Below are 14,459 nucleotides of genomic sequence, written 5' to 3'. Positions count from 1 at the left end.
CATTTTAGCGCTGGTGCTCAGGACTATCAAAACCTGCCTTACAACCAGCTTGCCATTCATCTGGCTGATTGCCATGTGCTGGTATTCCTCCTTGATCTTTTAACATTCGAGCTAAGTGGAGACAATTCCATACTAGAAAAGTTGTATTTCTATTCGTGAAATCGTTTTCAGGTCCTCCGGAGCCCTCATCCCTATATGATGGCCCTGGACCTGCTTCTCCCATCCAACCGGCATCTGCCTGTGGAGGAACTGTATAGCCTATATGTGATAATGAAAAGAGAATATTCATAGCACAATGCTTAACACCATCCTCATTTCCCGTAATCAACGTAGCACCCACTTTTCCATAATCCCTATACTGACCTTTTTCGTTGAATTGATGAGTGTAACCATACATACGCTCCAAGGTTCTATTACAAACCGATGATTTTTCTCCCAACCAAACTGATGTGCAAACGATTAGGATATCACAAGTATCTATTTTTTTTTGAATCAATGGCCAGTCATCTTTATCCCATTCTGGAGTTTTAGACATGTCTAGGCCTAAACCAGCAGGTATTTCATAATCTACTGGGCGTATAATTTTGGTTGATGCACCGTTTGCTTCAAAAATTCTTTGGGCAATGTGAATCAACCCCTCCGTATGAGATAAAACTGGGCTTCTATTCAAAGTGCAATTAAGGAAAAGCACTTTTAAATCATCATATTTTGCAGGGGTATTAGAACACTGGTGTTCGGTCATTTTTTTTAGTTGTTCGGACATAACGTTGTTATTTAAAAATTGAACTTTTGCTTTGTCCCTCGAGCAAGGGCTACAAAACATATATTAAGTCGTAAACAATCCTTTTCCTTTCGTTCCAATAAGGGAAAATATCAACTTTTAAAATGTGCGGCTATGCCAACATCCAGGCTGTGTATTTAAGCTGAATCACTATTTTCGAATACACATGATTTTGTAAAAAATAATTACTGTTTTTTGACAAGTAATCATGTTTTTAACCAGTTGTAGGATATAAAACAGGTCGTTTTGGATATAAAATAGATTGAAGTTAACCTAAAATTCATTGAATTTTGTAAATAGGTCATTATTGAAATGGGCCAAAAGATTAAATGCATATAAAAAACTTATATTAAGTGACGATGCCATCAACCAAGACCGTACTAATTATAGGGTGTTTTGATACCAAAGGAGAAGACTTTGATTTTCTCTATAACTGTTTGCTTGAGCAAAATATCGAGGTCATATCGATTAATACGGGGGTTTTAGGGACAACAAAACTTTTCCCGGTGACTATTGATTCCGTCACAATAGCTGAGGCCGCCGGAACATCCCTTTTCAATCTTATTGAGGATGGAGATAGGGGAAGGGCATTGGAAAAAATGGGGGAGGGGGCTTCCATTATAATTTCAGAGCTGATGACCAAAAAAAAAATTGATGGATTCATTGGTATGGGCGGTGGCGGCGGAACCTATGTTTTTTTATCAGCAGTTAATAAAATTCCTTTTGGTATTCCCAAATTGTGTCTAACCACCCTTGCCACCAAAGACCTTTCAGAGCATATTGGAAGTAAGGATATCACCTTGATACCTTCCATCGTGGACGTAGCTGGACTCAACAAAATTAGCCGCATTCTTATCAATCAGGCTGCTGGTGCCTTAGTTGGAATGATGAACGTTATCGATAAAAGCCAATCCCAGACAAGAGGTAGTATCGCAATAAGTATTTTTGGAAATACCACCCCTTGTGTGGATCGATGTTCCAAAATATTGAGGAAAAAGGAATTTGATGTACTTTCTTTCCATGCGGTTGGGGCAGGAGGAAAAACTATGGAAGATCTTGTTCTCGATGATTGTTTTGATGCGGTTTTGGATATTACAACAACTGAGTTGGCCGATGACCTTTGCGGGGGTATTTGCAGTGCCGGACCGGAGCGATTGACCGCTGCAGGTAAAATGGGAATACCTCAAGTTGTAGTTCCAGGATGTTTGGATATGGTCAATTTTGGTGCATTAAAAACTGTCCCACGACACTATCAACAAAGACAGCTGTTCAGTTGGGATCCGAATGTGACTCTAATGCGAACCAATAAAGCTGAAAATAAAATACTAGGCACGTCTTTTGCACAAAAATTGAACGATTCCCAGGGAAAAGTAGTAGTTCTATTGCCAATGAAGGGAATCTCCAAAATTAGTAGGGAAGGAGAGGTTTTCTATGCTCCTGATGTTGATAATGTTTTATTTGATTCTATCAAGCAAAACCTTAGTCCAGAGATTCCAATTATTGAAGTGGATACTGATATCAACCATGCCAAATTTGCAGATATCGCGGTGATGGAATTATTGAAGCTCATACAAGACTAGGAAAATGACAAAAGCTATATTTTTCTGTTTTATAACTGAAATTTATAAAAATAGATAATGATATGATATAATACAGTTGTTTTTGGAATTGAAACAACTGGATTTCAAATAAAATATGTTGCTCCTTTGCCTAATTAAAAGGCCATTGATAAAACAGTAAAACATTTAGAAGATGCCAAATCCATGGACGGGAATAGGAAATCCCTATACAAAACAGGAAGTAAGAGATAGGTTGCAAGCCACCTTAGATCAGAAAAAAGCAATTATAGCAGCTGGTGCCGGTACTGGTATTAGTGCCAAGTTTATTGAAAAAGGAGGTGCCGACCTTATAATAATTTACAATTCAGGGCGATTCAGGATGTCAGGTCATGGTTCAACGGCCGGATTAATGGCTTATGGCGACGCGAATGCCGTTGCCATGGAAATAGGAGAGTTCGAAGTATTACCCGTGGTCGAAGAGATTCCAGTTATTTGTGGAGTGCATGGTACCGACCCCAGAAGACGAATGTGGCATTTTCTAGGTCAAGTAAAAGACATGGGCTTTTCAGGAGTAAATAACTTTCCTACCCATTGTATTGTAGATGGTCATTTCAGAAATGTACTTGAGGAAACCGGTATGAGCTTTCAGAAAGAAGTAGATATGGTCAATTTGGCAACTAAAATGGATTTGTTCTCAATAGTATATGTGGCTGAGCCCGAGGAGGCTGTGCAAATGGCCGATGTGGGAGCGGATGCAATCATTTCGCATGTTGGAACAACGGTAGGGGGTTCTATTGGAGTTACAGGAGCGACCCGTTCTATGGATTTTGCCATTGATAAAACACAGGAGATTATTGAAGCGGTAAGAAAATCAAACCCTGATACATTTTTCCTTGCGCACGGTGGGCCGGTTAATACACCAGAAGATGTACGAATAATTTTAGATAAAACAGATGCACATGGGTTTGTAGGAGCTTCATCATTGGAAAGAATGGGAGTGGAGCAATCACTGACTGACCTAACGAGACAATTCAAGTCCCTTACACTGAACAAATAGTAGATATGAGTAAGTATTGGAAGTTTGTCAAAGATTCGGAAACGATAAAAGAGCGTGTTTTAGGACGTGACCATTATTGGCATTTCAATGCTGATATGACCAACCAAGCTGATACCTATATGGTCAAAGTGGTTATGCCCGTGGGAGGTATGCACAATTTTCATCGACACCCAGAAATGAATGAGATTCTTTATATTCTTAAGGGTACAGCGGAGCAATGGGTAGAGAATGAAAGGCAAATTCTAAAAGCAGGAGACTCGGTCTATATAGACCCCAATGTTGTACACGGAACTTTCAACATAGGAGATGAGGATTTAGAGTTTTTGGCCATTTTGGCTCCTTCTTTTGGCTGGGAAACAGGTACAATTGATGAATATCAAAATTTGCCCTACTCTGAATATAGAAAGGACTTATAACCAACTAGGATTATAGGCATTATAATATAAAATAAGAAGCAATCATACGAACATATTAGTTCAGTATTAAAAACCAAAAATCAGCAGATGAAAAAATCGATTATTCGCCTATCATCAATTATAGTGGTTTTAGCAATAGTGATTTCCTGTTCTGGAAAAAAAGAAAAACTACCGGAACTGACATATAGCGGTGAAGAACCACGAATACAAAACCCTTTAAGTCCTGAAGATTCTCAAAAGCATATTCAAGTGCCAGAAGGCTTTGAGGTTGAGTTGTTCGCTGCGGAGCCTAATATTATTAACCCCATTGCTTTTACCTGGGACGAGAGAGGAAGACTTTGGGTTGTACAATCCCAAGATTACCCACACGGACTCAGTAATGATGTTGGTGGTGATAGGATTACAATTTGTGAAGACACCAACAGAGATGGAAAGGCAGATAAATTTATCGATTATGCTACCGAGCAGAGCCTGTCTACTGGAATTACTAAAGTAAAAGGTGGTATAATCGTAGCCCAAGCCCCTAATATGGTTTTTCTCGAAGATACTGATGGTGATGATAAAATGGATAAGAGTACGGTACTCTTTGATGGTTTTGGAATCTGGGATACTCATGCGGGACCGTCTAGTCTACGATATGGTATTGACAACCATATTTGGGGGTCGGTCGGGTACTCGGGATTCGAGAATAAGTTTGGTGATAATGCGGTCAATTTTAAAATGGGGGTATATCGTTTCGCCAAAGATGGTTCATATTTTGAGCCTGTAGGTCAATTTAATAATAATACATGGGGGCTTGGCTTTAATGAGAGTTTTGAAATTTTTGGATCCACGGCAAATAACAATCATTGTTGTTACGTGGGTATTCCATTAAAACATTATGACTATTTAGATAAAAGGCCCAAATGGGCCCTTAACGCCGATTTCATTCAAGGGCATTATGAAATAGCTCCAGCGGATACCATTCCCCTACAGCAAGTTGATGTTCGTGGTGGTTATACAGCAGCAGCAGGCGCCAATTTTTACACAGCGAGAAACTACCCTAAAACATATCAAAATCAAATGTATGTAAACGAACCGACAGGGCATTTGGTGCATTTATCAAGAATTATCAAAGACGGTGCTGGGTATAAAGAAGAGGATGGTGGAAATATTTTTGCAAGTACTGATGCTTGGACCGCTCCCGTATTTTCTGAAACAGGGCCTGATGGTAATTTATGGGTCGCTGATTGGTATAATCCCGTTATTCAGCATAACCCCGATAAAAGGGGAATGGACAATCAGATTTGGAATGATGATAAAGGAGAAGGGAATGCACATCTCAATGAACACCGTGACAAAGGACATGGTAGAATTTATGTAATAAAACATGAAGATGGGGACGATTCTGATATTGAGGCACTGGACGCCGAAAATGACAAAGATCTTATTGAAGCACTCCAAAGCGAAAATATGTTCTGGAGAACTACGGCCCAACGTCTTATTGTTGAAGAAATCAAAATAGATCTCATTCCAGATTTGGTTGCATTGGTAAGAAATGAGAGCAACTTAGATGAAAGTGGCTTAAACGCAGGGGCATTACACGCACTTTGGGCCCTTGATGGGCTTAATGCTTTGACAGTTAACGATCAGGCCAAGACAGCAGCAATCAATGCATTGAAAAATGAATCCTACGCGGTAAAAAGGGCAGCACTTACATTATTGCCAGAATCAATTGAAGGTAGTCAAAAGTTAGCTGAATCAGGACTGTTGAATGATTCGGATATGGCGATGAGGTTGGCGGCTATATTACGCGCAGGAGAATTGCCAGAAACAAATGGGCTATACAAACAGATAGAAGAGGCGGCTAAAAATCCTGAAAATAGTTCAGATAGATGGTTACAGGCGGCTATTAAGGTCTATTATCAAGAATTAAATTATTCAACAGTAGACCCAAAGATGGTTGTGCTTTTAATGCCATCGGCTGAGGAGCAAAAGACCATATGGAGTTATACACAAGCTAAACCATCTGATGATTGGGTCAATTCGGATTTTAATGACTCTTCATGGGAAAACGGTCCTTCAACTTTTGGAAGTAAGAACACCCCCGAAGTAAAAACAGCCTGGACCACCTCTGATATTTGGATGCGACGGGAGTTTGTATTAAATGAGGAAATTTCCGAGCCAGTGTTGAAAATCAAGCATGATGATAATTATGCAATTTATGTAAACGGACAATTACTAATCGAAGAAGAGGGGGTAAGTAACCCCTACAAGTATATTAAGCTTGATACTGAAAAAGGAAAACTCTTTAAAAAAGGTAAGAACGTTATTGCGGTCTATTGCCATGACAGTGGAGGAGATCGCTACATAGATGTGGGTATTGGTATGGCAGGAAAAATAGAAGCAGATGTGGTTTTTAACTTAAAAACCGTCAACCAAAAAATGGCCTTTGATAAAACAATTTTAAAGGCGACGGCTGGTCAGACAGTCGAGATTGTGTTAAATAATACTGATCAGATGCCACATAATTTGGTGGTCATCAAAGATGGAAGCTTGGAAACTTTTGGGGAGCGAGTAGATATGTTTTTAAAAGATCCAGAAGCTGCAAAGGTGGGTTATGTGCCAAATTCAAGATATGTCCTCGGTGCTACAGAAATGTTGGAACCTGGGGAGATAGGATCAATAGTAGTTCAACTTCCCGATAAACCAGGGAGATATCCCTTTGTTTGTACTTTTCCAGGACATTGGCGTTTAATGCAAGGCGTTATTATTGTAGAAGCACCAGGAACATTTTTATCCGAAGACCCAGATGCATTTAAAATTGCCATGATGGGAGGAGGGGGGTCCCATGATTTCTTGAAGTTTTTTGGTATTATGGATGGCAAGGTTTTGAGCGAAGAGGGAAAGACAACGGTCAAATACACCGAAAATTCACGTCAATTGGGAGAGAATATTAAAGATTCCGATGCTTTGTTTATTTGCAATAATAAACCTATTGATGATGAAACTCGCGCCAGCATTTTTAAAAGGGTAGATGAGGGCATGAATATGCTCATTTACCACCCTAGTACATGGTACAACTGGACAGACTGGCCCGAATATAATAAGCAACTGGTCGGAGGTGGTTCAGAGTCGCATGAAAAACTTCAAGAGTTTGAGGTACGGGTGTTAAGGCCAAATCATCCCATTATGAATGGGGTTCCTTCTAAGTTTAGGATAACAGACGAGCTCTATCGCTGGAAGAAAGATGCTGATGCAGTGGAGGTAGAAGTACTTGCCATTGGCAAGGGCCTTGAATCGGGGGAAGAATTTCCTGTGGTTTGGGTGGTAAAGCATGAGAAGGCCAAAATAGTGGGTAACACATTGGGACATGATGAAAGGGCACATGATTTACGGGCTTATAAAACCTTATTGAAAAATAGCCTAGACTGGATCAAGAAATGATAGTGGCTATGTGATTTTTTGATACCTTTTACGATATCGTAAGGGACTATCATTGGTTAATTCCTTGAATTTTTTATTAAAATTGGATAAAGTATTATATCCGCATTCGTGGGCTATTCCTAAAATTGATAAATCATTGCTGTGTAGTAGCTTGCAGGCTGCACCTATTCGTAGCTCTGCCACGAAGTTGGAAAAGGTCTTGTTGGTATGTGACTTAAAATACCTACTGAAAGAAGTTGGGGAGAGGTTGGCCAGGGAAGCGACTTCCTCCAATCGAATATCTCCTTTGAAATTATCAAGAATATAGGAATGAATGGTTCGCATACGTTTTGAATCTGAATCTGTGACTGTATTCAAATATCCCTCTTTGTTGATAAATTTAAGCTTCTGTGATGAGAGAATGTTTAGAATTTGTAATAGGGACAATACCCCATCAAAACCTTTTAAGCGCAACATGTCGCACATGATTTTTTTTACGGTATCCCTTATTTCCCCACTGATTTCCAAACCTCTATGAGATCGATCCAGTAGCTCCCGAATACCTTTCATTTCTTCCTTATTCAAGAATTCACCCTCCATAAAATCGAGCGAAAAGTAAATAACTATACAATGGGTTACTAAGCTTAAACCTTGGAAGTAGGTTTCGTCATTTCTCCATACATGAGGCAGGTTTGAGCCGGTTAGGACCATATCTCCCGCTTCAAAATGACTAATATCATCACCTACAAAGCGGGTTCCTGTTCCTTCCAGTACAATAACCAATTGATATTCGTTATGAAAGTGCCAGTGGGGATCAAAATGGGGAGCAATCAACTCATGAATTGCAAAAGATTTTGATTTTGAAATTGGTAATTTCCGGATGGCCTGCTTCATTTTGACACTTCTCTATGGTTCTGGGGTGATAATATACTGAAACTAAGATAAAATAGTATCAAAATTAAAATATCAAAAACTTAGTTCTGTTTTTGCAAAATGCTGGCAATAATCATGGGAGCATGAATACGTGAATTTTCAATAAACCATTTGTGGGTTTCCATACCTCCACAGATGACACCTGCTAAAAAGAGGCCATCGATATTGGTTTCCATTGTTTCTTTATTGTATTGTGGGAGTCTCTTTTCATCATCTGAAAGCTCTATTCCCAATTTTTCAAGAAATGCAAAATTAGGTCTATATCCAGTCAGCGCCAGTACAAAATCATTTTTTATTTCAATGTTTCCTTTTTTTGTTTCAACAAGTATCTTGTTAGGGTATATTTCTTTGACATTTGCATCGAACAATGCCTTGATACTCCCTTCTTCAATCCTATTGATGATGTCGGGTCGTACCCAGTATTTTACACGCCTGCCTACTTCTGGTTCTCTAATTATTAAGGTGACCTCGGCACCTTTGCGATAACATTCAAGAGCAGCATCAATAGCTGAATTACTTGCTCCTATAACAGCCAATTTTTGACTGGCATAAAAATGGGAGTCTTTATAATAATGCGAAACTTTGGCTAAATCTTCCCCAGGGATATCCAATAAATTTGGAATGTCATAGAATCCTGTGGCAATGATCACATTGGTTCCTATATATTCTTGTTTATCTGTAATCACTTCAAAACCTTCATCAATTTTATTTACATTGTCAACGGTCTCAAAAAGATTTATTTTCAATGCATTGCTGGTAACAATTCTGCGATAATACTCTAATGCCTCATTTCTTTTAGGCTTTGCTTCATTACTGATAAAAGGAATATTATCTATCTCCAACAAATCTGAAGAGGAGAAAAACTGCATATTTATAGGATAGTTGAAGAGAGAGTTTACAATAGGTCCTTTTTCAATAATAATGTAGCTGAGTCCATTTTTTTGAGCTTCCAAGCCACAGGCAATACCTATTGGTCCTCCTCCGACAATTACTATATCAAGCTTGTTCATTATTCAGCAATCTCTTTTAATTCCTTAATGGTTTCTGTAGGATTATCGCTTTTAAAAACAAAGCTACCAGCTACTAAAACATCGGCGCCTGCTTCAACCAAAGATTTGGCATTTTTAGATGTAACACCCCCATCAATTTCAATGAGCGTATTTGCGCCTTTTTTATTGATTAAAGCTTTTAGTGCTTTTACCTTTTCATATGTATTTTCAATAAAGGATTGACCACCAAATCCAGGGTTCACACTCATAAGACAAACAACATCAATATCATTGATCGTTTCTTCCAATAAATTGATACTTGTATGTGGATTAATGGCAACACCTGCTTTCATACCTTCGGCCTTTATAGCTTGCAACGAGCGATGTAAATGATTACATGCTTCATAGTGTACGCTTAATACACTGGCCCCCAAATCGGCAAAAGTTTTGATATAACGATCGGGGTCAACAATCATTAAATGAACATCCAGTGGTTTGTTAGCATGTTTTTGAATTGCCTTTAAAACAGGCATTCCGTAGGATATATTTGGAACAAAAACGCCATCCATAATATCAATATGATGCCAATCTGCCTCACTGTTGTTTACCATTTCTACATCTCGCTGTAAGTTACCGAAATCCGCTGCTAATAAAGAGGGGGCTATTTTTGTTTTGCTCATTCTATTGATGGTATATATTTAAAAGCAAAGGTAGTGAAATGACTAAAGTTATAAGAATGAAAATGAATTATGAAAGTAATTCGAAAAGTGAATTTTTATTGATTCAATAACATCGTAAGTTGTTTTTTCAACTTCTTGGATTTCAGTTGGGCTTCTTTAAGTGACATACCCTCAGTCATACCAGTACGCTCATGTCCAATAGCCGAAAGCCAAGCATCTTTATTGATTGCCTGCCTTTTTTCAATAAGTTCCAATGCCTTTTTGCCATTTTCAAATTCTGTGATGGCCTCTTCTATGCTATTGAATTGGGCGGAAGTGTTTTCGCCTAAACTTAAAAGCACTTGTTGGGCCATTACCCAATGCCCTTCCTTATTTGGGTGAACCCCGTCAGGTGCAAAAGTGAATTTTGGATTTTGTACTCGCTCTTTTTGTAATTGCCCCTTCATTGGGGAATGGATGTCAATAATCTTCCATTCATCGGTGTATCTCTTGCTCAATAACCAATGGGAATAAATGTCCATTACATTATCATAAACTGCAGTATTTGGACCATCGTATACCGGAGGAGTTAGGTGAACAATCTCTGCCCCGGACTTTGCAACTTCGTTATGCATCCATAGAATACCATCTTTAAATTTTTTAAAGCGTTCATTATCAAATGGTAGATAAATACCATCGTTGATGCCGTAATTTGCAAATACAAAATCAGGTTTCGCTTTTGAAAGAACTCTGTGTAATCGTTCTTTTAAATCTGGTCGAGGAAATTTGCCTTGTGCGTGATTGTGTTCGGATAGCCCGGAAACTGTTTCGCTAGGTAAACCAACATTTATGAATTCTAATTTTTTTTCTGGGTACTTTAATGTCAAATATGTCTCAATATAAGAGATATACTGTCCTGAGTAGGTGATACTGTTTCCAAGAAAAAGAATCTTGTTTGCCTTTTCAGGGATTTTTATGGTTTCCTGTGATTTAACCTGAAATAGGACAAAAAACAAAATGAATCCAATAAATGATTTCTTTGCCATAAAGAAAATGCTGTTAATCATTGAAATATTCTATAATATCGCTTTCAGCAGCTAAGTATCCAAAAGAACTCCATGCTTTGCTTTCCATCATTTCCAGCATCATTTTATGGGCTTTGGGCTTATCGTTATTATAGAAATGCCAATTGGCCAAACCATAAAAAACGGCATCTGAAGACGGATTTCCTTTTTCGGTATTCATCAAAGAGTCTATGGGAATAATGCCCTTGTAAAATTTACATAGGTCATGATAGCCTTGATTTTCGATGATATTTGCGTCTGCCGAAATGGGCTCAAGCATTTCTTTGGCCTTGTCGGGGTTACCCATTCTTTGTTGAATCATATATAGCCAATGCGTACTGGAAACAATATTATCGGCATTATTTCCAGATTGTCTACATTTTAAATATGCAGCATAGGCATTTTCATAATCATGAATTAGGTAATAAGCTAAACCAAGATGATACCAAATGTTACCGTGTTTTGAGCTAACAGGGGTATTGAGGGCATTTGGTATTCCGTCTGCTTCCATTTCGTTTTCTTTATCCTCAATAAGTTCACTGGCTTTTTTTAGGTCATTGATGGCCATATTGTACTTTCTTAACGAAATTAAACGATGCCCTCTGTGCCTATAAAGTCTGGATTCAGAAGGGTATTTTTCAATTCCATCTGAATAAATATCTATCGCTTTTTCATATTGACCTATATATGCGGCTCTTCGGCCATACCAAATTATATTCTCTAGGTTGTCAGGGTCATTTTCAAAATCTTTCTTGGCCTTTTCAAATAGTTCCGACATTTGTCCCCATGGTTCTGGGATGATGATTTCTTTAGCTAAAGGGGTGATGAACTTCTGAGGTGTTTTCTCAACTAAAACTTCCTTTTTGGTTTCTTTACATCCAACAATTACCAGCAAAAAGATGAATACGGCATTTTTTAAATTAATCATCTTTGTAAACTTTGTGGTTAGGGTCGCCACCTGCCTCTAGATAAACAAAAAGATCCCTTACCTCCTTTGGATTTAATCGATTGAGTAACCCAGGAGGCATTGGTGATAAAGGAGATAATTCTCTTTTTTCTACATTTGATTTTTCAACCTCTATTGTATAATTTTCATTAAAAGGATTAGGCATTAAAGTGATTGTTGCTTCATTTTCAGATTTGATTCTTCCCGAAAACTTTTTTCCATCTTTCATATGAAACAGGGTATTTGCATATTGATCAGATATCGCATCATTTGGACTATAAATGGCAAATAAAAGGTCACCTCTACTAAATTTATCTGAGATTTGGGTCAAATCGGGACCCGCTGCACCACCTTCACCTCGAACTCTATGGCACAAGATGCATGTCGCGGTTTTATATGCAAGTTCCCCTTTGTCAAAATCTGTTTTATAATCAGCGAGTTCTTTTCCCCAAGCGGCTCGCCTCATTTCAGTTGCAGTTAATTGATTGGAAGGACCAGCAGGCATAGGCAAATTTGCTATGGCTGTCGACGGCGAGTAAACTCCGGATAGTTCTTGAAAATATTCTTTTTCTTTTTCTGGGACATGTTGCATGGCCGCTAAACGAATATTCTCCATACCGGGCTTAAAACTTAACCCACCTTGCGCATTAAAAACATCGTAGAACCATTGAAAGTATTTCTCTCTAGCCTTCTTTGTCCATCCAGTTTCAGCATGACTAAGTAAAACTCCATAATATATGGATTCACTTGGGGGCATTTTAGCAAGAATTTCACGAATTAATGGTCCATATTGTTCGCTTCTAAGCGTGGTTTCTTCGGATAAAAATTCCTTTGTGAGTGTTGTTTTTTCTTTGGTGTGCTTTTCAAGTAGCTGTACCAGACCTTCAACAACTCCGTCTGCCTTTAAGTATAATAATAGTTGACCCAATTCTCGATTCATGGCATTATTGGCGTGGGGAAAATAGGAATTCAACTTTTTGCTTGTTGCTAGCCTGTCTTGTTCACTTGGTGTTCCCGTCCTAATAAAAAGGAGTTCGTAGGCTCTAAGCATGTTGAGCTGTTGTTGTGCCAACTGTGTTTCTAAGGGTATACGGTTTAATTTATCTAATATTTTCGATTGTAAAGCTGCATCACCTTGTCTTGCCAAACCGATACTGGCTTCTATAATTTTTTTGGATTCTTTTTCAATCATAAACCTATTTATCCAAAGGTCTACAGGTTGGTGCTCCAAAGCAATTCTTGCGGCATATCGCACAAATCTGTCATCATTATCTAAATTCTTCCATGCAAGTGGAATGACGTCTTTAGAAGGTTGGTCATGGAATTTTTCAAGACTCTGTCTAAGATTTCTTAGTTCTTTGGTTTTGGAATCACTGGCAATTTCATCTTGTGAATCCTCAGGACCCGTATAGCGAAGTCTGAATAAATGGGAATTTATTCTTCGACCTCCAGTTGCAAAATAGAGATTACCGTCACCTCCCGCAATCATATCAGTCAATGGTAGTGGAGTGCCAGAAAGGAACTCGGTTCTTTCGGCGGTGTAACTACTGCCTTTGGGTTTTAGATCTGCAAAATAAATCGTGCCAAAACTCCAATCCATAAGTAAGAGCCCATTCCTGTATTTAGACGGAAAGTTTAGCTTTGTTCCTGAAAGCACGGCTGTTGGTGAACCTTGCTCCAAATTATGAACTGCCGGAAGGCCGTCACCATAATATTCAGGCCATTTACCTGAACCCGTTCTCCATCCATATTCACTTCCGCTTGTTACATGACAGATTCGAGTAGGACGATACCAAGGCATTCCTATGTCCCATTCCATATCGGCATCATATGCAAATAATTCTCCGTCTTTATTAAAACCAATATCAAAGGCATTTCTATATCCAGCAGAGACAATTTGCCAATCTGTTCCATCAGGATTGAATTTGGCTATCCACCCTCCTGGAGCTTTGACATCGTTGGCATGACCACGTGCATCCAAATATGGGGTAAATAGATTGTCTTCACCCCAATTGGTCGGAAGTCTACTACCTTTTTTGAGTTGCTCTGGAACTGAGGTATGGTTCCCAGCGATAAAATAGATTTCTTTGCCGTCTGGCGAGGGTACAAAACTATGTGGCCCATGCTCTCCTGCGCCATTAAGTTTTAACAACATCTCAACCTTATCCAATTCTCCATTATTGTCAGTATCGGTAATTCGGTATACGCCACTTCCATTTTCTTCATTATCAGGGACATCATCTTTCCATTGTTTATTTACCGCGACATACAAACTGTTATGGGACCATAGAAGGCCATGTGCTTCCCCTATTTCTAGATTGAGGGGGTGCACATCCTCTTCTTTAATGGTTTTTCCAATTTCCGGTGTTTCAAAATGATATATTTTACCGTATTGATCACAGGAGTAAATAGTATTATTTGGACCTTTTGCCATTGCCACCCAAGAACCTTGTTCATGTTCACTGGGTCTGTATAATTCTTCTAGCTCAAAGTTAGCCGGAAGCTTAAATTCTATTGGTTTTTCAGTTAGGTCCTTTGGTTTTTCTGTATTACATCCAAAAGAAAGTAAAGTCAGCAGAATAAACGCAATCTTGGTTATTTTCATCTTAAAGAATATGGTTTAGCTATAAAGATAAGCAATTGAAAAAAA

The 14,459-nt window shown here is 38.6% G+C and carries 11 protein-coding genes; 4 read left to right on the top strand and 7 right to left on the bottom strand.

Annotated elements, in window-relative coordinates:
* Nucleotides 1-4: 4 nt before the first annotated feature.
* Complete coding sequence (locus FB2170_RS00780; RefSeq protein WP_013304583.1) at nt 5-763, bottom strand: flavodoxin family protein; 759 nt, start codon at nt 761-763, stop codon at nt 5-7.
* Nucleotides 764-1,140: 377 nt separating this feature from the next.
* Between FB2170_RS00780 and FB2170_RS00775 the strand changes: the two genes are divergently transcribed.
* The 4 genes from FB2170_RS00775 (at nt 1,141) to FB2170_RS16970 (ending at nt 7,239) form a co-directional block, all read left to right on the top strand.
* On the top strand, nt 1,141-2,361 hold the full coding sequence (locus FB2170_RS00775; protein WP_013304582.1) for a Tm-1-like ATP-binding domain-containing protein: 1,221 nt from the start codon (nt 1,141-1,143) through the stop codon (nt 2,359-2,361).
* 172 nt (nt 2,362-2,533) lie between these two features.
* Nucleotides 2,534-3,397, top strand: coding sequence for a phosphoenolpyruvate hydrolase family protein (locus FB2170_RS00770; RefSeq protein ID WP_013304581.1), 864 nt, complete (start codon nt 2,534-2,536; stop codon nt 3,395-3,397).
* A 5-nt stretch (nt 3,398-3,402) separates the two neighbouring features.
* Entirely contained in the window at nt 3,403-3,813 is a 411-nt protein-coding gene (locus tag FB2170_RS16975) for a cupin domain-containing protein (RefSeq protein ID WP_013304580.1), read from the top strand.
* 87 nt (nt 3,814-3,900) lie between these two features.
* Nucleotides 3,901-7,239 carry a PVC-type heme-binding CxxCH protein gene (locus tag FB2170_RS16970; protein WP_013304579.1) on the top strand — a complete coding sequence of 1,113 codons (3,339 nt, stop codon included), beginning with the start codon at nt 3,901-3,903 and terminating at the stop codon, nt 7,237-7,239.
* Between the two features lie 6 nt (nt 7,240-7,245).
* On the opposite strand, the gene FB2170_RS00755 is transcribed toward FB2170_RS16970, so the two are convergent.
* The 6 genes from FB2170_RS00755 to FB2170_RS00730 form a co-directional block, all read right to left on the bottom strand.
* Entirely contained in the window at nt 7,246-8,112 is an 867-nt protein-coding gene (locus FB2170_RS00755; protein WP_013304578.1) for an AraC family transcriptional regulator, read from the bottom strand.
* Between the two features lie 80 nt (nt 8,113-8,192).
* The gene (locus FB2170_RS00750) at nt 8,193-9,161 is read right to left on the bottom strand and encodes a YpdA family putative bacillithiol disulfide reductase (protein ID WP_013304577.1); all 969 of its coding nucleotides are present in this window, start codon (nt 9,159-9,161) and stop codon (nt 8,193-8,195) included.
* The gene (gene rpe / locus FB2170_RS00745) at nt 9,161-9,820 is read right to left on the bottom strand and encodes a ribulose-phosphate 3-epimerase (RefSeq protein WP_013304576.1); all 660 of its coding nucleotides are present in this window, start codon (nt 9,818-9,820) and stop codon (nt 9,161-9,163) included. The genes FB2170_RS00750 and rpe overlap by 1 nt, the downstream gene beginning before the upstream one ends.
* 95 nt (nt 9,821-9,915) lie before the next feature.
* A complete protein-coding gene (locus FB2170_RS00740; protein ID WP_148232035.1) occupies nt 9,916-10,845 on the bottom strand; it encodes an SGNH/GDSL hydrolase family protein in 930 nt (309 codons plus the stop codon).
* 13 nt (nt 10,846-10,858) lie between these two features.
* A complete protein-coding gene (locus tag FB2170_RS00735; RefSeq protein WP_013304574.1) occupies nt 10,859-11,791 on the bottom strand; it encodes a tetratricopeptide repeat protein in 933 nt (310 codons plus the stop codon).
* Nucleotides 11,784-14,414 (bottom strand): c-type cytochrome, encoded by a 2,631-nt coding sequence (locus tag FB2170_RS00730; protein WP_013304573.1) that lies wholly within the window; start codon nt 14,412-14,414, stop codon nt 11,784-11,786. Before FB2170_RS00730 ends, FB2170_RS00735 begins: the two co-directional genes overlap by 8 nt.
* Nucleotides 14,415-14,459 lie beyond the last annotated feature (45 nt).

It is taken from the genome of Maribacter sp. HTCC2170 (genome assembly GCF_000153165.2).
In the GTDB taxonomy this organism is placed as follows: domain Bacteria; phylum Bacteroidota; class Bacteroidia; order Flavobacteriales; family Flavobacteriaceae; genus Maribacter_A.
The sequence above is the reverse complement of the archived record's forward strand: the minus strand, read 5'-3'. Positions and strand labels throughout refer to the sequence as shown.

Coding starts and splice junctions, on each gene's coding strand:
- FB2170_RS00780 (WP_013304583.1), bottom strand. CDS start 763: ATGTCCGAACAACTAAAAAAAATGACCGAACACCAGTGTTCTAATACC.
- FB2170_RS00775 (WP_013304582.1), top strand. CDS start 1,141: ATGCCATCAACCAAGACCGTACTAATTATAGGGTGTTTTGATACCAAA.
- FB2170_RS00770 (WP_013304581.1), top strand. CDS start 2,534: ATGCCAAATCCATGGACGGGAATAGGAAATCCCTATACAAAACAGGAA.
- FB2170_RS16975 (WP_013304580.1), top strand. CDS start 3,403: ATGAGTAAGTATTGGAAGTTTGTCAAAGATTCGGAAACGATAAAAGAG.
- FB2170_RS16970 (WP_013304579.1), top strand. CDS start 3,901: ATGAAAAAATCGATTATTCGCCTATCATCAATTATAGTGGTTTTAGCA.
- FB2170_RS00755 (WP_013304578.1), bottom strand. CDS start 8,112: ATGAAGCAGGCCATCCGGAAATTACCAATTTCAAAATCAAAATCTTTT.
- FB2170_RS00750 (WP_013304577.1), bottom strand. CDS start 9,161: ATGAACAAGCTTGATATAGTAATTGTCGGAGGAGGACCAATAGGTATT.
- rpe (WP_013304576.1), bottom strand. CDS start 9,820: ATGAGCAAAACAAAAATAGCCCCCTCTTTATTAGCAGCGGATTTCGGT.
- FB2170_RS00740 (WP_148232035.1), bottom strand. CDS start 10,845: ATGGCAAAGAAATCATTTATTGGATTCATTTTGTTTTTTGTCCTATTT.
- FB2170_RS00735 (WP_013304574.1), bottom strand. CDS start 11,791: ATGATTAATTTAAAAAATGCCGTATTCATCTTTTTGCTGGTAATTGTT.
- FB2170_RS00730 (WP_013304573.1), bottom strand. CDS start 14,414: ATGAAAATAACCAAGATTGCGTTTATTCTGCTGACTTTACTTTCTTTT.